The 16,973-nt window shown below is 63.0% G+C and carries 18 protein-coding genes and 1 tRNA gene; 8 read left to right on the forward strand and 11 right to left on the reverse strand.

The window, feature by feature from the left end; translation table 11 throughout:
• Positions 1–151: 151 nt before the first annotated feature.
• From Q0877_RS16620 to Q0877_RS16630, 3 genes are all read left to right on the forward strand, one after another.
• Positions 152–634: a hypothetical protein gene (locus Q0877_RS16620; RefSeq protein ID WP_299169922.1), complete on the forward strand. Its 483-nt coding sequence runs from the start codon at positions 152–154 to the stop codon at positions 632–634.
• The gene (locus tag Q0877_RS16625; protein WP_299169924.1) at positions 631–2,022 is read left to right on the forward strand and encodes an FAD-binding oxidoreductase; all 1,392 of its coding nucleotides are present in this window, start codon (positions 631–633) and stop codon (positions 2,020–2,022) included. The genes Q0877_RS16620 and Q0877_RS16625 overlap by 4 nt, the downstream gene beginning before the upstream one ends.
• Positions 2,023–2,130: 108 nt before the next feature.
• Positions 2,131–2,682: a hypothetical protein gene (locus tag Q0877_RS16630; RefSeq protein WP_299169926.1), complete on the forward strand. Its 552-nt coding sequence runs from the start codon at positions 2,131–2,133 to the stop codon at positions 2,680–2,682.
• 82 nt (positions 2,683–2,764) lie between these two features.
• Here the strand turns inward: Q0877_RS16630 and Q0877_RS16635 are convergent, their stop codons facing one another.
• From Q0877_RS16635 to otsA, 4 genes are all read right to left on the reverse strand, one after another.
• Complete coding sequence (locus Q0877_RS16635; RefSeq protein ID WP_299169928.1) at positions 2,765–4,123, reverse strand: DUF4032 domain-containing protein; 1,359 nt, start codon at positions 4,121–4,123, stop codon at positions 2,765–2,767.
• A gap of 110 nt (positions 4,124–4,233) precedes the next feature.
• Positions 4,234–5,322 carry an ABC transporter ATP-binding protein gene (locus Q0877_RS16640; protein WP_299169930.1) on the reverse strand — a complete coding sequence of 363 codons (1,089 nt, stop codon included), beginning with the start codon at positions 5,320–5,322 and terminating at the stop codon, positions 4,234–4,236.
• A gap of 138 nt (positions 5,323–5,460) precedes the next feature.
• The gene (otsB, locus tag Q0877_RS16645) at positions 5,461–6,246 is read right to left on the reverse strand and encodes a trehalose-phosphatase (protein ID WP_299169932.1); all 786 of its coding nucleotides are present in this window, start codon (positions 6,244–6,246) and stop codon (positions 5,461–5,463) included.
• Entirely contained in the window at positions 6,239–7,684 is a 1,446-nt protein-coding gene (gene otsA, locus Q0877_RS16650) for an alpha,alpha-trehalose-phosphate synthase (UDP-forming) (protein ID WP_299169934.1), read from the reverse strand. Before otsA ends, otsB begins: the two co-directional genes overlap by 8 nt.
• Before the next feature lie 133 nt (positions 7,685–7,817).
• On the opposite strand from otsA, the gene Q0877_RS16655 reads away from it, so the two are divergent.
• The 3 genes from Q0877_RS16655 to Q0877_RS16665 all read left to right on the forward strand — a co-directional run bounded on the left by Q0877_RS16655 (position 7,818) and on the right by Q0877_RS16665 (position 9,231).
• Positions 7,818–8,678 carry a DsbA family protein gene (locus Q0877_RS16655; RefSeq protein ID WP_299169936.1) on the forward strand — a complete coding sequence of 287 codons (861 nt, stop codon included), beginning with the start codon at positions 7,818–7,820 and terminating at the stop codon, positions 8,676–8,678.
• A gap of 135 nt (positions 8,679–8,813) precedes the next feature.
• A tRNA-Thr gene (locus Q0877_RS16660) sits at positions 8,814–8,890 on the forward strand.
• 188 nt (positions 8,891–9,078) lie between these two features.
• Complete coding sequence (locus Q0877_RS16665; RefSeq protein ID WP_299169938.1) at positions 9,079–9,231, forward strand: hypothetical protein; 153 nt, start codon at positions 9,079–9,081, stop codon at positions 9,229–9,231.
• A gap of 41 nt (positions 9,232–9,272) precedes the next feature.
• On the opposite strand, the gene Q0877_RS16670 is transcribed toward Q0877_RS16665, so the two are convergent.
• The 6 genes from Q0877_RS16670 to Q0877_RS16695 form a co-directional block, all read right to left on the reverse strand.
• Positions 9,273–9,872: a uracil-DNA glycosylase gene (locus tag Q0877_RS16670; RefSeq protein ID WP_299169940.1), complete on the reverse strand. Its 600-nt coding sequence runs from the start codon at positions 9,870–9,872 to the stop codon at positions 9,273–9,275.
• A gap of 90 nt (positions 9,873–9,962) precedes the next feature.
• Positions 9,963–10,409 (reverse strand): hypothetical protein, encoded by a 447-nt coding sequence (locus tag Q0877_RS16675; protein WP_299169942.1) that lies wholly within the window; start codon positions 10,407–10,409, stop codon positions 9,963–9,965.
• A 76-nt stretch (positions 10,410–10,485) separates the two neighbouring features.
• Complete coding sequence (locus Q0877_RS16680) at positions 10,486–10,827, reverse strand: hypothetical protein (protein ID WP_299169944.1); 342 nt, start codon at positions 10,825–10,827, stop codon at positions 10,486–10,488.
• 39 nt (positions 10,828–10,866) lie between these two features.
• Positions 10,867–11,286 (reverse strand): hypothetical protein, encoded by a 420-nt coding sequence (locus Q0877_RS16685; protein WP_299169945.1) that lies wholly within the window; start codon positions 11,284–11,286, stop codon positions 10,867–10,869.
• Between the two features lie 116 nt (positions 11,287–11,402).
• The gene (locus Q0877_RS16690) at positions 11,403–12,254 is read right to left on the reverse strand and encodes an NAD(P)-dependent oxidoreductase (protein WP_299169946.1); all 852 of its coding nucleotides are present in this window, start codon (positions 12,252–12,254) and stop codon (positions 11,403–11,405) included.
• The gene (locus Q0877_RS16695; protein ID WP_299169947.1) at positions 12,251–13,255 is read right to left on the reverse strand and encodes an aldo/keto reductase family protein; all 1,005 of its coding nucleotides are present in this window, start codon (positions 13,253–13,255) and stop codon (positions 12,251–12,253) included. Before Q0877_RS16695 ends, Q0877_RS16690 begins: the two co-directional genes overlap by 4 nt.
• A gap of 110 nt (positions 13,256–13,365) precedes the next feature.
• On the opposite strand from Q0877_RS16695, the gene Q0877_RS16700 reads away from it, so the two are divergent.
• Together Q0877_RS16700 and Q0877_RS16705 are read left to right on the forward strand one after the other, a co-directional pair.
• On the forward strand, positions 13,366–14,439 hold the full coding sequence (locus tag Q0877_RS16700; protein ID WP_299169948.1) for a peptidoglycan bridge formation glycyltransferase FemA/FemB family protein: 1,074 nt from the start codon (positions 13,366–13,368) through the stop codon (positions 14,437–14,439).
• Between the two features lie 55 nt (positions 14,440–14,494).
• The gene (locus Q0877_RS16705) at positions 14,495–16,102 is read left to right on the forward strand and encodes a threonine/serine exporter ThrE family protein (RefSeq protein WP_299169949.1); all 1,608 of its coding nucleotides are present in this window, start codon (positions 14,495–14,497) and stop codon (positions 16,100–16,102) included.
• Between the two features lie 9 nt (positions 16,103–16,111).
• Here Q0877_RS16705 and Q0877_RS16710 read toward each other — a convergent pair whose 3' ends face one another.
• Positions 16,112–16,759, reverse strand: a complete 648-nt coding sequence (locus Q0877_RS16710) for a uracil-DNA glycosylase (protein WP_299169951.1) — start codon at positions 16,757–16,759, stop codon at positions 16,112–16,114.
• Positions 16,760–16,973: the final 214 nt, after the last annotated feature.

Here is a 16,973-nt window from a genome sequence, read left to right on the forward strand (position 1 = left end):
AAGCTAAGACCCACAGCGCCGATGGTACTGCACCCGAGAGAGTGTGGGAGAGTAGGACACCGCCGGACAACACTCAAAGGCAAGGGCCTCACCATGATGGTGAGGCCCTTCCTGTTTAACCACCACCAACCAACCACACTAAAGTCGCACTATGGACAGCCTCTTTTCCCACGCCAACACCGACCCGGCAAACGAGGGCACAGGAAGACCGCCGGCCACTCTAGCGGCTCAGGTTTTCGTTCCGCGAAACCCCGAAGATTCGTTCGCCGGATTCACTGACGGCATCCACCTGTGGTGGCCGGTTGATCAAACCCGCTTCGGAGAAGGAACACATCCGGAGTTTACCCAGGGCGAGTTGTTCGAGGAGGACATGGCCGGCAACCGTGCGTTGTGGGCAACTGTGACGGCTGAGCCTCTGGATGGGCGGTTTGAGCTGGCATGGCACCATGAGGGCAATCCGAACCGCTCGAGCGATCTCGCTGTCTCGTTCAGTGCGGATGGCACCGCAACCCGTGTGAGCGTCGTTCATGATGGTTGGGCTGAGGGGAAGCTGGGGTACGAGCAGTTTGAAGCTGCGCCCGATTGGCCGGCTGTCCTGGCTTCCTACCGTCGGTTTATGGGCGGTGCGGAATGACTGCGGTGACCGACGGTATGGTGCCAGGCACTTTGGTGGAAGAGCTTCTCGCCGGTGTCGACCGGTCACGGGTCCTCACCGGTGAGGATGAACTCAGAGCTTACTCTCGCGATCAGGGTCCTGTCGCTCAACCGGTCGAACCTGCCGCGGTTGTACTTGCCGAAAGCATCGAGGAGGTCCAGCACGTGGTGCGGAGTGCGCACCGGTTGGGCGTGCCGCTTATTGCACGCGGAGCCGGCACCAGTTTGTCCGGCGGTGCTCACGCTGTTGCTGGATGTATCGTCCTCAGCCTTGAACGGATGAACCGGATTCTGGAGGTGCGGCCGGAGGATGAGCTCGCCATGGTCGAGCCCGGTGTGATCAATGCGGACCTCAACATCGCGGTTGCGCCGTACGGCCTGATGTACGCACCGGACCCGGCAAGTCACACGATCTCAACCCTGGGCGGGAACGTTGCAACCAACGCGGGCGGGCTACGCTGTGCCAAGTACGGGGTGACGCGGGATTCGGTCCTGGCTCTCGACGTCGTACTGGCTGATGGCACCCTCATTCACACGGGACACAGCACCTTCAAGGGCGTAGCCGGGTATGACCTCACCGCGCTCTTCGTCGGATCTGAAGGTACGCTCGGGGTCGTCGTCGGGATCACGGTGCGCTTGAAGTACCTCCCCGTCGAGACCCGGACTCTCGCCGCCTTCTTCCCGGACATACCCGCAGCGGCTGCCGGCGTTCTCGCCATTGGAGCTGCACGCGTCCAGCCGGCAATCCTTGAGCTCCTCGACGGCAATACGCTCGGCATCCTCGATACAGCCTTTAATTCGAACCTAGCCGCCAGGGGCGGAGCATTGCTGCTTGTCCAAACCGATGGTTTCGGGGCAGAGCCGGAAGCTGCCGTCGTGCGCGACGTTCTTACCCGTAGGGGCGCAACTGTTGAGGCAGAGGAAGGCACGGAAGCTGCAATGCTTCTCGATCTGCGCCGCAATGCGAGAGGTGACGGCGTGGACGACGATTTCCGGGTGGGAGAGGACGTCGCTGTTCCGCGTTCCCAGCTGGTCCACTATGCCGCTGAACTCGAGCGGATGGCCGGCGACCACCAGGTACGGCTTCGCCTCGTCGCGCACGCAGGAGACGGCAACCTGCATCCCACGTTCTGGGTATCCAGCGACGAGGGAGCGGATGGCGTGCGCAGGCTGCATGCGGCACTGGATGAGTCGGTTCGGGTTGCGCTTGCCCTCGGTGGAACAATCACGGGAGAACATGGGATCGGGCAGTACAAACTCCGGTGGCTTTCGTGGGAGCAAAGCGCAGAGGTACTCGTCCTGCAGCGGCGCATCAAGGAGGCGTTCGACCCCCGCGGCATCCTCAACCCCGGGAAGGCCATCCTCTGATGGGCTGTCCAAGCCAGTGCGGCCCGGGCTAGCGCTGACGGTTGTGTCCGGCGGTTAGACTGAACGCAGTTAGCGCCGTGGCAGGGACAGCGGCATCACACTCGAGCAATGGGGAATATCGTGTCATATAACACCACCGGCCAAACCGGCAACAACGGCGGCCAGGACGACTCCTCCCGCTACCCGGCCGGGCAGCAGTGGCAGCAGCCGACGTCGTCGGAGCAGTCATCCGGACAGCAGTCGTCCGGTTACGGACAGTCCTACGGTCAACAGCCCGCGGGCTATGGGCAGGCTCAGAACTCGCCTTACGGAACGCCCGGCGGGTACGGCGGCGGCTACGGACAGCCGGCGGAAAACCCGGGAAAGACACTCGGCATTGTGGGCCTGATTTGCTCCATCATCTGGCCTATCTCGATTGTCGGTCTGATTGTTTCCATCATCGCGATGGTGAAGTCGCGTAAGGCCGGGATGGGCAACGGCTTTGCTCTTGCCGGCATCATCATCGGAGCGATCGGTGTCATCACCGGAATAATCGCGATCATTATCCTCATCGTCACCGCTGGTGCGGCCGCCGAGCTTGTGCAGTTCTGCCAAACAGCAGGGCCCGGTATGCAGGAGTACCAGGGAGTGGAAGTAGACTGCACCCCGTTCCAGCAGTAATCGGAGTTGTCAGAGAAGCGTCCGTGGTTCCAGATGTAGGTCAGGAACCACGGACGTCCTTCGTTAACGGCGGTGCCCAGGTTCAGCTGCCCTCCTGTGCACCGCCGCTGATGATGTCCAGCGTCTTGGTGTCAGCGGTAAGCATGATCGCCGCCTCGTCGCGGCGGTGGCGCAGTACTGAGTCGAGGTAGGACTGTACGGCTTCGGCGAGCGGAACGTTGCGGTCCTGCTTCTCGGACATGTACCAGCGGTGTTCCAGCACTTCATGGACCACCTCGGCGGGTTCGAGCTTGCCGCCCAGCTCACGGGGTACTGCACGGACAATGGGCTCGAAGACGTGGCTGAACCACTGGTGCGCACTGATCTCCTCATCCAGACCGGGTGTGTTGTCCGCCCGGTACGCATCCATATCGTTAAGTAGCCGCCGGGCCTGGTTCTCCTGCGCATCAATGCCGGTGAGCCGGATGAGTCGACGGCTGTGGTGCCCTGCGTCGACAACTTTTGGCTGCAGCTGGATCTGGGAAGTCTCGGAAACTGTCCTGATTGCGTATTCCTCGACATCGAAGCCAAGTTCATTCAGACGCCGGATCCTCGCGTTGACCCGCCAGCGCTCACCGAGCTCGAACGATTCTTTGTCGGTCAGCTCCGCCCATAGCCGGCGGTAGCTGTCCATGATGAGCTCGCTGGTGGCGAGCGGGTCCACCTTCTCCTCGATGAGGCCGCCCTCGGCGAGGTCCATCAGCTCACCGGCGATGTTCACCCGGGCGATTTCGAGATCATATTCGCGCTGCCCGGTCGAGAGTTCTGGGTAGAGCTCGCCGGTTTCAGCGTCCACGAGGTAGGCAGCGAAAGCTCCGGCGTCCCGACGGAACAGGGTGTTGGACAGCGAGACGTCGCCCCAATAGAAACCGATGAGGTGAAGCCGGACAAGCAGGAGCGCCTGCGCGTCAATGAGCCGGGTGAGGGTGTCCTTCCGCAGCATCTGCGAGAACAGGGCGCGGTACGGCATTGAGAACTTCAGGTGACGGGTAACGAGGACCGGATTCAGTTCCTGTCCGTCGACAGTCTGACGGCCGGAAATCACCGCTACCGGCTCCACACAAGGAACGTCCAGCCGCTGCAGCTTGCGTAGCATGTGGTACTCGTGCCGGGCGATGTGCTCGCTCGTTTCCTTCACTGCGATCACCGATCCGCCGAGGTGGGCGAAGCGGACGATATGCCGGGAGATGCCGCGCGGTAGTGCAGCAAGGTACTCCGACGGCCATTCCTCCAGCGCGAGGTGCCAGGGAAGATCGAGCAGCTCCGGATCGGTGGCCGCTGCCGTGATGTTCAGGGACCCCAGGGAGCCTTCGGCGAGTGCGCTCCGGGTCCGGGGCAATTTGCCGGCCTGATCATAGTCAGTTGGCTCATGATGCCAATTAGCTTGGGTCGAATCAGTCATGGTGATCTGTGTGTCCTAACAACGACGGTGGCCCCTGTTGGTTGAGTTTACCGTCAACCAACAGGGGCCACCCCGGGATGTGTACCGAACCCGCCGGCGGTTCGGAAGTGCTACACGTGGTCAGCCAGGCGCAGGCCGTCCTTGGTGTCGAAGAGGTGCACGTGGCCCTTCACAGGCCGTACGTACACGGTGTCGCCCTTCATCGGAGGGCGGCGACCGTCGACGCGTGCAACGATGTCGTGATCCTGGCCGTTGAGGGTGGTGTGTCCGTACAAGTACGCGTCAGCGCCGAGTTCCTCGACCACGTCGACCTCGACCTGAAGGCCTTCACCGGCACCTACAAGGCCCAGGTCCTCGGGGCGAACGCCGAGCGTTACTGTGCCGCCGTGCGCGGAACTCAGGACTTCGCGTGCAACCGGGTACGTAGTGTCGCCGAACTTCACGCCGGCTTCCGTCGTGGGAAGCTCAAGCAGGTTCATAGCCGGGGAGCCGATGAAGCCTGCAACGAAAACGTTCTTCGGGCGCTCGTAGAGGTTGCGCGGGGTGTCGACCTGCTGGAGGATGCCGTCCTTCAGGACTGCAACGCGATCGCCCATGGTCATGGCCTCGACCTGGTCGTGGGTGACGTACACGGTGGTGACACCGAGGCGGCGGGTCAGCGAGGCGATCTGCGTACGGGTCTGGACGCGGAGCTTGGCGTCCAGGTTGGACAGCGGCTCATCCATGAGGAAGACCTGCGGGTTACGGACGATAGCGCGGCCCATGGCAACACGCTGGCGCTGACCGCCGGAGAGTGCCTTCGGCTTGCGGTCCAGGTAGTCCTCAAGGTCAAGGAGCTTCGCCGCTTCGCGGACACGCTGGGCGCGTTCTTCCTTGGAGATGCCGGCAATTTTCAGGGCGAAGCCCATGTTGTCAGCAACTGACATGTGCGGGTACAGCGCGTAGTTCTGGAAAACCATCGCGATGTCGCGGTCCTTGGGAGGAACATCGGTGACGTCGCGGTCACCGATGAGGATGCGGCCGGAGTTGACGTCTTCCAAGCCGGCCAGCATGCGGAGGGAGGTGGACTTTCCGCAACCGGAGGGTCCGACGAGAACGAGGAATTCGCCGTCTGCGATCTCGATGTTGAGCTTGTCTACGGCGGGCTTCTCGGTGCCCGGGTACAGGCGCGTAGCCTGGTCAAACGTTACCGTTGCCATGTTTCTCTTATCCTTTTCACGGGCAGGTACGTGCCCGACGATCCGTTGTGAATGGAAATATTCAGTTGAAATGATTCAGCACGGAGGCCGAAGTCGACCCATCGTGAACTGCGTCACAAGAAGGAGTATGGCACGAAGTCAGGCACGGACGCCAGCGCGACGCAATGTGACGAGCTCGCGAAGCACCTGGACAAGCTGCTCCGGCGAGGTGATGCGGTAGTCCGCGGCGGTGTCGCCGCTCCCGACCTTGATGCCGACGTCGGGCGCTGTGAGCGTCTTCAAGGCATGCTCATCCGTGACGTCATCTCCGGCGAAAATTACAGCGGTGGCGCCGGTCAGCTCCCGGAGCGACTGCAGGCCTCTGCCCTTGTCTGCCTGGACCACCGAGAGCTCCAGGACGTTTTTGCCGGCGCTCAGGTGTGCACCCTCAATAGCAGTGAGCGCGGAACGGGCGGCCGTTGCCGCTGACTCTGCCGTGTCGGTATCTGCTGTCCTGGTATGCAGCACGACGCCGGCCGGTTTCAGTTCCAGCAGCGTCCCGGGATGTGCGTCGACTACCTTTTGGACGGCATCGGTGGCGCGGCGGAGAACCTCGGCTTGCGACGGGGTCAGCTCGAGGGGCGCGCCGTCGGGGCCGGTCCAGGTTTCTGCGCCGTGACTGCCGATCAGCAGGGTTTCCGGTTCAGGGGAGGCGACCAGACGAAGACTGTCCAGCGCCCGGCCGGAGATGAGCGCCGTCGTCGTCCGTGGGAGCTGCGCCAGCTCGCGCAGTGCCGCCGCCGATCCCGGCAGTGCCCGCGCATCTTCTGCACGGTCGACCAGCGGTGACATGGTGCCGTCGAAGTCGAGGGCGACCAACAGCGTATCTGTGGCGGCTGCCGTCCCCAACGCGGACAGCAGTTCGGGGCTGAGCGTCTCAGACAAGGATTTCCTCCCGGGTTCCGTTCTGCAGTTCGGAAAGGAACGCCTTCGACCAGCGCTCGACGTCGTTCTGCAGCACCTGCCTGCGCATTGTCCGCATGCGTCGCGTCGCCTCCGATGCGCTCATATCAAGCGCGCCGCGGATGGCGCTCTTGAGCCCGTCGATGTCGTGGGGATTGACGAGGATGGCCTGGCGAAGTGTGTCCGCTGCACCGGCGAACTCGCTCAGGACAAGGGCGCCGCGGTTTCCCGTGCGGGCCGCTACGTACTCCTTGGCGACGAGGTTCATGCCGTCGCGGAGTGCTGTCACAAGCATGACGTCGGCCGCAAGATAGAGTGCCACCATTTCCTCCACCGGGTAGCTGTGGTGGAGATAGCGGATTGCCGTGTTCTTGATGGTGTCGTAGGTGCCGTTGATGCGTCCGACGGCGCCCTCCACCTCTTCACGCAGCAGCCGGTACTGCTCCACCCGTTCGCGGCTGGGGCTCGCGACCTGGATGAGGGCGGCATCCTCGACCTTGATCAGGCCGTCGGCGAGTAGTTCCTCGTAGGCCTTCAGACGGTGGCCGATGCCCTTGGTGTAGTCGAGACGGTCAACGCCGAGCAGGATGTGCCTGGGATTCCCGAGCTCACGGCGGATTTCCTGGGAGCGCTCGATGATGTCCGGTCGGTGCGCGAGGTCGACGATGCGCTGGACGTCGATGGAGATGGGGAACGCCTCGGCCCGGGAAACGTAATCCGGTGCACCGTCCATCCCTTTCACCTGGACCTGCTGCTGGCGGACCGCTAGTCCCAGGAAGCGTCGCACGCAGCGCAAAAAGTTGCTGGCATCGCTGGGCCGCTGGAACCCGATGAGGTCAGCGCCGAGCAGGCCCTCGATGACCTGGCGGCGCCACGGGAGTTGGGCGTAGATCTCGAGCGGAGGGAACGGGATGTGGTTGAAGAAGCCGATCTTCAGGTCCGGCCTCGCCTCCCGGAGCAGCTTGGGCACGAGCTGAAGCTGGTAATCCTGCACCCACACGGTAGCGCCCTCGGCAGCGATGGACGCGGTTTGCGCGGCGAAGCGCTCGTTCACCTTCCGGTACGAATCCCACCAGTGGCGGTGGAACTCCGGCGGGGCAATGACGTCGTGGTAGAGGGGCCAGAGGGTGGCGTTCGAAAAGCCCTCGTAATAGAACTCGACTTCATCCGCGCTCAGCGGAACGGGAACCAGCCGGATATCACTGTGGTCAAACGATTCGAGGGCCTCGTCCGCGGCGCCATGCCACCCCACCCACGCGCCGTCGGCCTTCTCCATCACGGGAGCGAGCGCCGTGACCAGACCGCCGGGTGACCGCCGCCAGGTGCCGTTGCCGTCCTCGTCGTTCACGCGGTCAACCGGGAGCCGGTTGGACACGACAATGAATTCGAACTCACCGTACGGTGTGTCCCCTGCTTGCATACTGTCTCCTCTGACGGTCGTAGGCTTGCTTATGACTTTAGCCGGTTGGGTGATCCCGTCGGATGGCGGGAGGGCGGGTAGCCAGGTCACCTAAATGGTTTGAGACTCTAGCCGATGTGAACAACGAGGACTGATGACGCCCAGCACCCCCAGACCCAGCAAGGCCCAGCGGAAATCTGAGGCGCGTGAGCAGGCGCGTTCAGTGGTGGAGGAGCGCGAGCGTCGCGAGCAGCGGGCCTCGTTCCTCATCAAGTGGGGTGTGGTCGCGGCGGTTGTTGCCATCCTCGTGATCATCGGCCTCATCGTTGCCGGAAATATCCGTAACCAGGTACCGGATGCCGGCCCCGCTCCCGCTCACGGGAATGAGTACGGCGGCATCACGCTGACCTCCACCACGGAGCTTGCGCCGACGACGGTGGAGACGGTCGACGTTGCCGCGCTGCCGGAAGAAGCGCCCAGCCCTGCTGACCCGCCGCCTGGCGTTGCCGCCTCCGGTGCTGATGAACCCGTACAGGTAGTTGCCTACGTCGATGTGAACTGTGTGCACTGCGCCAACTTCGAACGGACGCACGCAGAACAGATACAGACGTGGCTGGACGAGGGGACCATCACCTTCGAATACCGGAACGTTGCCTACCTTGATCCCAACTCACAGACGGAGTACTCCTCCCGTGGTGCCGCCGCGCTTGCTTGCGTTGCGGATACCTCCCCGCGGGCGTACTGGGACTTCTCGGCCGGCCTGTTCAACAACTTCGAGAACGGCGAGCTGTCCGACGCCGAGCTCGCGGACATGGCAGCGACTGCCGGTGCCGGCAATATCTCCACCTGTCTCGAGGAGAACACTTTCCGGCCGTGGGTGAAGTTCGGAACCCAGGCCGCCGAAACCTACGGCGTCGGCGGCACGCCAACCGTGTTCGTTGACGGTGAGGAAGTCCCGGACGCGGTGAGCGAGTTCGCAACGGTCACCCAGGAGAAGATCGACGCGAAGAGCTGAGAACCCTTTGGCCCGGCTGATTTCCTGCTGACCGCGGCGCTGGGCTAATCTTGTGTAGCGCTGTTGAAGTCGATGCGGTTGAAGTCGATGCTGTGAAGTTCAGACGACGACGGCGCCCGCTGGCTCAGCCAGCTTGCCTCCTTAGCTCAGTTGGCCAGAGCACCGCTCTTGTAAAGCGGGGGTCGTCGGTTCGAATCCGACAGGGGGCTCCACTCAACTCCTTCTGACCAAACTCTTGCGCCTTTTGGCTTGTGATCACGGAGTTCGCGGATGTTACTGAAAGGTAGTTTCAAGAATCCCGCAAGTTACTCTCACGACTTGATAAAACCGCTTGACGCTTGATCTGTCGCTGGCAGAAGCTGAAGTTCACGCAACAAAGCGGGACTATCGGGGGGCGAATATGGGAACCATCAAGTGCATAACCTGTCCGGGCACGTGGACCGTCACGACGGCCAAGGCTGAAGCGGTTATCGCGCAGAATCATGTGTACCTGCATCCCGGACACCGGACGGTCACGCGGTGGGAACAGCACGACGAGTCCAAGGCTTCCTAGCGCCGTCGGCGCTGTTCACCGGCACCGGGAGAGGGCGGGTATCAGCCCACCAGGCGCTTGGCGCGCTCGACTGCCTTTCGCAGTTCGTCCTGCTTGGTCTTGCGAGACAACGACTGCGGGCCGACTCCGGGCGCCTTGATGACAGTGACCCGGGGAACCCGGTCCTGGAGGTGCTTGTCCCACGTCTGCTGAACGGCGTCACTGCACAGCAAAACAACCTCAAGTTTGGGCAGAAGGCGCAGAACTGATCCCAACGCTTTCGCGCCGGCCGTTCGGTTGTCAGCATTGGGGTTCGGCGCGAGGAACGGGACCATGTTCCACATGAGGACGCCCTCGTGAAGGCCTGCAGAATCCCGTTCGATCCAGCAGCGCTCAGCCGCGCTGTCCGGGTTGTCGACGGAAACGAAACCGGTGCCGCTTTCGGAGAGTATTTCCTCCGGCGGCCGGTCAAGTACGAAGAGGACGCGTGCCTGGTCTCCGGCGTCGGCCGGATCGAAATGGGGGACAGGGGTCGATTTGATGGCTACGTAGCTGGCGCGCCACTGCTCCAGGCTTTGAACGTGGGGAGCGGTAGCCAGCATCGCTCGGCGGTTCTCGAGGACCGCAGTGTCGGCCAGGGCTTGCGGGTGTTCGAGGTACATACCTCCACTGTATCCGGTGGGTTGCCTTCGCCTTACGGCTTCCCCGATCTCAACCAAGTGGACGGCAGCTTGAACCGCCACGGCAGCGTCTCACCAGACTGTCTCCAGATCCGCGTGTACCGCCGCCAGGAGCCGTTCCCTGTCGTCGAGTAGATCCACCGGCCGTTCACCGTGCAGGGAGCCGTTGTGCGCAACGAACCACTGCAGGATGTGGCGGTCCTTCCAGCCGGCGTCGAGACCGATTTGCGCCACCTCGGCGACGATCGGCCGTACCGTCTGGGCAGCCGTGTCGAACTGGAACCCCGGGTATAGAACGCGTCCGGCTTTCGTGGCGACCCCGAGAATTCGCCTCTCCGCGGCGAGGCACCCGGCCGGAGGCCAATGCGGTCCGAGAAGCGCGTCGACGTCTGCGCCGCTCAGCAGCCCAAACTCCAGCTCGATTGCGACCCACCTGGCACACGCCGCCCTCACGGACCGCGAAACCGCGTCCTGGTATGCGGTCGCCTCACGCACGACCCGGGGAGAGCCGCCTCTCATAGGAAAACGGTACTGCCGGCAGGCGGTCAATAGAACAGTTGATGGATAATTGACACCTAAACGCGACTTTCCGCGATTACGACGTCGGCGCGCACGCCTCATTCAGGGCATCCACCGACTCTGCCGGTACCTGGTCTCCTGCCGCCGCGATGTCTCGCAACGGATCGGTGATCCGGGCCGGAAGGCCGGCTGTCTCGGCTGCGTCAACCAGCCCGCCGAGCAGTTCTTTGTCCTCAGTGCTGACGTTGCCGTCATTCACCAGGGAACATACCCGTGACTGGACTTCCTCGGCGGCTGCGCCGGCCACCTGGGACGCCGCGTCGCTTGCTATGTCGCCTGCGGTTTCCTCGATTTGATTGCAGCCCACAAGCAGGGCAGCAAATGGCAGGAGCAGGGAGAGTGCAGCAAGTTTTTTCACTGTGCCAGTCTACGGGTGCGGCGTCCGCAGGAGTGCGTGCTAGCGGTCCAGATCCTCGGGCTCGAACTGGCTCAGGGGCGACCCGCCGAAGTTGGCGTCGTCGTCGCTCGCGTCGACTTCCCCCTCGCTCATCGGGTCACCGAAATCGACATCTGCTGCAGCCTGGCCGATGGTCGGCTCCTCCGGCGGCACCTGCTCGTCACCGTCGCGGAAGCGGGCTTCCTCAGTCTCGTCGCGAAGGCTCTGGTCGCTTTCCTCAAGACCAGCGCCGGCTCCGGGCTCGTCCTGCAACAGCGGATCCTGCTGCCAGTTCTCCGGGTTGTTCTCGGCGGCTGTGGGGTAATCGTCCGGCTGGCCGTCCTGCACCGGGTCGAGAGCCTCGGGCGCGATCGACTCATTAGCGGCGTCGGGCTCTTCGCCCACCACATTCAATTCCTCATCGGGGAGGTTTTCAGTCATGACCGATCCTTTCGACGATTGCGTTCAGGGCGTTCACCCGTGAATGTAAGCCTACTGATCATTTCGGGTGGAGGCTAGCTGAGTGGGGCTTCCGGCGGCCGGAGGCCCCACCCCTGCTATGTCCCGGCGTGATCCCGCCAACTGTGCTGCGGCTCAAACCCCAGCAGCCGGCGCGCCTTGTCGATCGACAGCAGGGTTTCGTGCTCGCCGACCTCCCTGACCAATTCGACGTCGGGGAAAACCTCCGCTGCCAGCGCTGCGCTCGACCGGCTCATCACCGTATCGGATGCCGCGATGATGAACCGGTCAAAGCCTTCAGGCGCGTTCTCCAATGCGCGCAGTACAGCTTGTGCACCGTCCCGGCCGTCAATGTATCCCCACAGGTTCCACTTGCGGGCCAGTGGGTCCGAATCGAACGACGGGAATTCGGCGTAGTCCTGTGGATCCATCACGTTTGAGAACCGCAGAGCCGTGATGCTCAGCGCCGGGTCCCAGCGGGTCATCTGGATGGCCATCTGCTCTTCCAGATGCTTAACCAGCGAATAGGTGCTTTCCGGTCTAGCGTCATACTCCTCATCCACGGGGATGTACGGGGGATCCTCATCGAACGGGAGTCCCAGAACTGTCTCGCTGGAGGCATAGACAATCCGCCGGATGCCGGCCCTTCTGCAGGCCTGGAACACGTTGTACGTCGCCAGCATGTTGTTGTGGAAGGTTGCTGCATCGGCCTGCAGTCCGGGGGCGGGGATCGCGGCAAGATGGACGACGGCGTCGAAACCGGAGTGGCGGTCTTCCACTCCCAGGAAAGCATCCAAGACGTGGCCGTAGTTGGTCAGGTCGATCGAGAGGAACCCGGGTGCGCGCTCGCCGTGCGCGTCGAAGCCGAAGACCTCGTGACCGGCTTCCCGCAGCCCGGCGACAACAGCGCGGCCCAGTTTGCCGCTGGATCCCGTTACAGCGAGCCTCATGCAGGCCGCTTGTCCGGCGAGGTGGTCTTGGCAGGATCGGTCTCCGCGAGGTGGCCGATCGCTTCGTCGATCTTTTTCATGAGGGCCGGCTCCAGCGTGACGCCGGCGGCCGCAACGTTCGACTCGACCTGTTCCGGACGGGACGCACCGATAATGGCTGAGGCTACATTCGGATTCTGGAGTACCCACGCGATGGAAAGCTGGGCCATGCTCAAGCCGGCCTCATCCGCGAGGGGCTGCAGTTTCTGCACGCCGGTAAGGACCTCATCCGACATCCAGCGCTTGATCATGTCCGCGCCGCCCTTTTCATCAGCCGCGCGGGAGCCCTGCTCCGGAGCCTGGCCGGGCTTGTACTTACCGGTGAGGACGCCCTGGGCAACGGGAGACCACACGATCTGGGAGACACCGAGCTCCTCTGATGCAGGCACGACCTTCTCCTCGATGACCCGCCACAGCATCGAGTACTGAGGCTGGTTGGAGATGAGCTGGAAGCCAAGCTCCTTCGCCAGCCCGTGCCCGGCGCGCAGCTGCTCCGCGGTCCACTCACTGACGCCGATATACAGCGCTTTGCCCTGCCGGACGATATCCGCGAACGCCTGCATTGTTTCTTCGAGGGGAGTCTCGTGGTCATACCGGTGGGCCTGATAGAGGTCCACATAGTCGGTCTGCAGCCGGCTCAGTGATGCATCGATCGACTCCATGATGTGCTTGCGGGACAGGCCGGCGTCGTTATGGCCTTTCGGTCCGGTAGCTCCCCAGACCTTGGTGAAAATTTCGAGCGACTGTCTGCGCTCGCCCTTGAGTGCTTCCCCGAGAACTGTTTCGGCTGCTGTGTTGGCGTACACATCGGCGGTGTCGAAAGTGCTGATGCCGGCGTCGAGAGCTGCGCGCACGCACCGGGTGGCGACATCGTTCTCCACCTGTGAACCGTGTGTGAGCCAGTTTCCGTAGGTGATCTCCGAGATCTTGAGGCCGCTGTTTCCGAGGTATCTGAATTCCATAGTCTCGATGCTATCCATGGCCTTCCCCTGCGGTACAGGGCACACCCTGTTCCCTGGGGACAAACGGCTACACTGAATCGACGCCTGCCAACCAGTTGTAATTGAGGACCATGGGTACGTTTACTGCGCGATTTGCCACTGAGGAAGAACGCAAGAATTGGGATTCTCTGGTCACTGTCAACCCCAACGGCGGCAATCTGCTGCAGTCGGCGGCTTTCGCGGAGGTCAAATCGCACCATGGTTGGAAGCCGTTGTTCCTCGCGTTCGAATCCGCGGAGTACACCACCTACAACCTCGTTCTTGAGAAGAAGGTGCCGCTCCTTGGCAGCCTCTGGTACCTGATCAAGGGCCCCGATGTCGCGGCTCCGGAGGATGTTCCGGCGGTGCTGTCGGCGTGCAGAAACTTCATTCAGCATTCGAAACTGCCCGTCTTCGCGGTCAAGATCGAGCCGGACATCAAGGACGACGACGGTGTCCGTACCCTCTTTCGCCGCGCAGGCCTGGTCAAGGCCTTCAATCTGCAGCCCAACGACCACACTGCAATCCTCGACACCACGCCGGAGCCCAACCAGCTGCTGCGCAACCTGCACTCCCGTGGACGCAATGCCGTGCGGCGCGCCGAGCGCGAGGGCGTAACGGTTGAGCGGATGGAGCCCACGGAAGAGAACTTCCGCACGATGTACCGCCTGATGGCGCACATCGAGGACAGGTCGGCAGCCCGTCTCCGCTCCTTCGAGTACTACCAGCGCTTCTGGGCGAACTTTGTGTCCGCCGGCCAGGGCAGGCTCTACTTTGTGCATGAGGACGGCGAACCATCCGTCGGCGCCTTCGTCATCAACTATGGCCGCAAGGGCACCTACAAGGACGGCGGCTCGCGGCCGGGGCGCTCGCAGTATGGCGATTCACATCTTCTTCAATGGCGTGCAATCAACGACCTTAAAAGCGAGCACAATATTGTTGAATACGATTTTTGCGGAACGCCTCCCAGCGACCAGCTGAAGGACAAAAGCCATCAGCACCACGGCCTCGGTCTCTTCAAAACCAGCTTCACCAAGACCGTTACAGACTTCGTGGGTTGCTATGACCTGGTGCTCAGCCCCATGAAGTACCGTGCATGGCAGAAGCTGGGCGAACGGGTCACGCGCCAGCTGTACTGGCGGCGCACGCATCAACCGTTCTACTAAACCGCAAGAAGCCCGGGCACACGAAGGAACTCGAGCTCAGGAAAGGGGCACAAGAGTGGCAGACAAGACCGGTGCCAGTGAGCGCCGGAGCCCGGATACAAACCCCTCGCCGGTGGCCCAGCAGCTGCCCGTTGTAAATCTGCCGGCAACGCCGGGCAGAGCCAAGCCGAAGCTGGCCAAAAAATCCGCCGCCGCGGCCCGACCGCAGGTAAACCCGACCGACGCCCTGCCGATCACACCGCAGTCCGCCCGCCCTGACCGTTCACAAGTGGCTGCCCGCAAGATGCTGCGGCGCCTGGTCCAGGGAGAATCGCCGCCCACCCAGGCAATGAACCTGGTGGAGCGGCTCGCCGGCAGTCCCTACGCAAATCCCACAATCCAGGTGGGCGGGCCCGACGTCGGAGCCCGCCGCACTCTTGACTTCGCATTGAGCCTCGCAGAGACAATGTTCCGGTACGGTGCCGGAGCCCTGGAGGTGGAGACGAGCATCATCGCGGTGACCGCGGCGTTCGGGCTCGACAACATCGAAGTGGACATCACCAACCAGTCGGTGGTCCTCAATTACTCCGCCAAGGACCAGACGCCCACCACGGTTCTGCGGGTGGTGCGCTCCTGGACGAATAATTATGCGGGGCTGACGCATGTTCACCAACTGGTGACTGACATTGCCGACGGCGGCGTTGACCGCGCAGAGGCGATCCGGCGGCTCGATGAGATCACGCACCGTCCGAAGCCGTTCCCGCGCTGGATGGTGACAGCTGCGTTCGGCGTTTTCGCGGCAGCCATCGTGGCGTTCATCGGTGGGGGGCCGCTGGGATCGCTCATCTCGTTCGTCAGTTGCATCGGAGTCGATCTGCTTTCGCGTCAGTTGGGACGCTGGCGGGTGCCGGAATTCTTCGCGACGGCGACGTCCGCGGCACTGGTCACGCTGACCGCGATGCTGCTGTGGTCGCTGGATGTGCCGATTGCGCCGGCACTGGTAGTGGTTGGCGGGATTCTGCTGCTGCTGCCGACCGGCAGGCTTGTGTCAGCCACCCAGGACGCGATCAACGGCTTCCCGGTCACAGCAGCAGGGCGGTTCCTGTCTGCTTTTCTCGTCTTCGCAGCGCTGGTCTCCGGCATCGCTGTGGCCCTTGTCTTCGGTAAGCTCATCGGCGTTCCTGAACTCGATGTGACGACGTCGGACGGCTCACTGTATCCGCTGCCAGTTGTTGCGGTGCTTGTCTTCATCGCGATTGCGATGATTTCCATCGCCGAGCAGACGGACATGTCGCTCGTGGTTCCCACCTCGCTGATCGGAACCGCCGGCTTCCTGCTGTACTCGCTGGTGGTGAATCTTGGTGTCGGCTACCGGCTCGCGCCCGCTATGGCGGCTGTGCTGATCGGCATGCTCGCGAGGGTAGTGGCGCTGCGGATGGGCGCACCACAGCTTGTTGTCGCGGTGCCCGCCGTCATGTTCCTCTACCCCGGGCTCACGATCTTCCGGTCAATGTATGACCTCACGATCGAGACGGACGTGACTGGTGCCGGTGCCATCGGCCTGTTCAATGCTCTGACGATCATTCTCGCCATCGCCGGCGGAGTGGTGCTGGGCGACAACCTGGCGAGGCCGTTCACCAAGAAGCTGAGCAGCAACGAACGCCGTCGTAATCGCCGCCGCTAAACTGACGCGCTAAATGTGCAGCCAGTTCACCGGCTCCGCGCCCTGCTGTGCCAGGAGTGCGTTCGCCCGGCTGAAAGGCCGGGATCCGAAGAAACCACGGGAGGCGGACAATGGGCTCGGGTGGGCGGACTCGATCAGCGGCGTGGAACCCAGCAGCGGCTTGAGCTGGGCGGCCTCGCGGCCCCAAAGGATGCCTACCAGCGGTTGGTCGCGGGCAACCAGCGCCCGGACGGCGGCATCCGTAACAGCGTTCCAGCCGAGCTTCCGATGGGAACCGGTTTCGCCGGCGCGCACCGTGAGGACCCGGTTGAGCAGGAAGACGCCCTCGTCAGCCCAGCCGGAGAGATCACCGTGAGCAGGTGCCGGAGCCCCAAGGTCCGCAGCGAGCTCCTTGAAGATATTGACGAGGCTGCGCGGCAGCCTGGTTTGCCGGGTCACCGAGAAGGCAAGCCCTACTGAGTGACCCGGGGTGGGGTAAGGGTCCTGGCCCACAACGATCACTTTCACATGGCTGAGCGGGTAGGTGAAGGCCCGCAGAATATGGTTGGGTCCGGGCAACAGTTGCGCGCCGCCCTGCTGCTCTAGGGCCAGCGCCTGGGCCAGTTGATGGATCTGCGGCTGGACTGTGCGCAGCGCGGCTGCCCAGTCGGGCGCCATGACGTCGTCCAGGCTTGCCGGAGCGGCAAACGGCAGGGCCGGCCCGGCGGCAGGAGGAACGGGGAGGGGAGGTGCGCCGTCGTCGTTCATTAGTCCATCTTGGCCGGTTCCTGCTCTGAGGTACCAACGCTGGGTGACGTAGTGCCTCAAGTCAATATGCCCGTGAAAGTTGATCGGTGCCTCAGGTAGGAATGCCCGCGAATGGGTTAGCCTG

It is taken from the genome of uncultured Arthrobacter sp. (assembly GCF_947495145.1).
Lineage (GTDB): Bacteria > Actinomycetota > Actinomycetes > Actinomycetales > Micrococcaceae > Arthrobacter_D.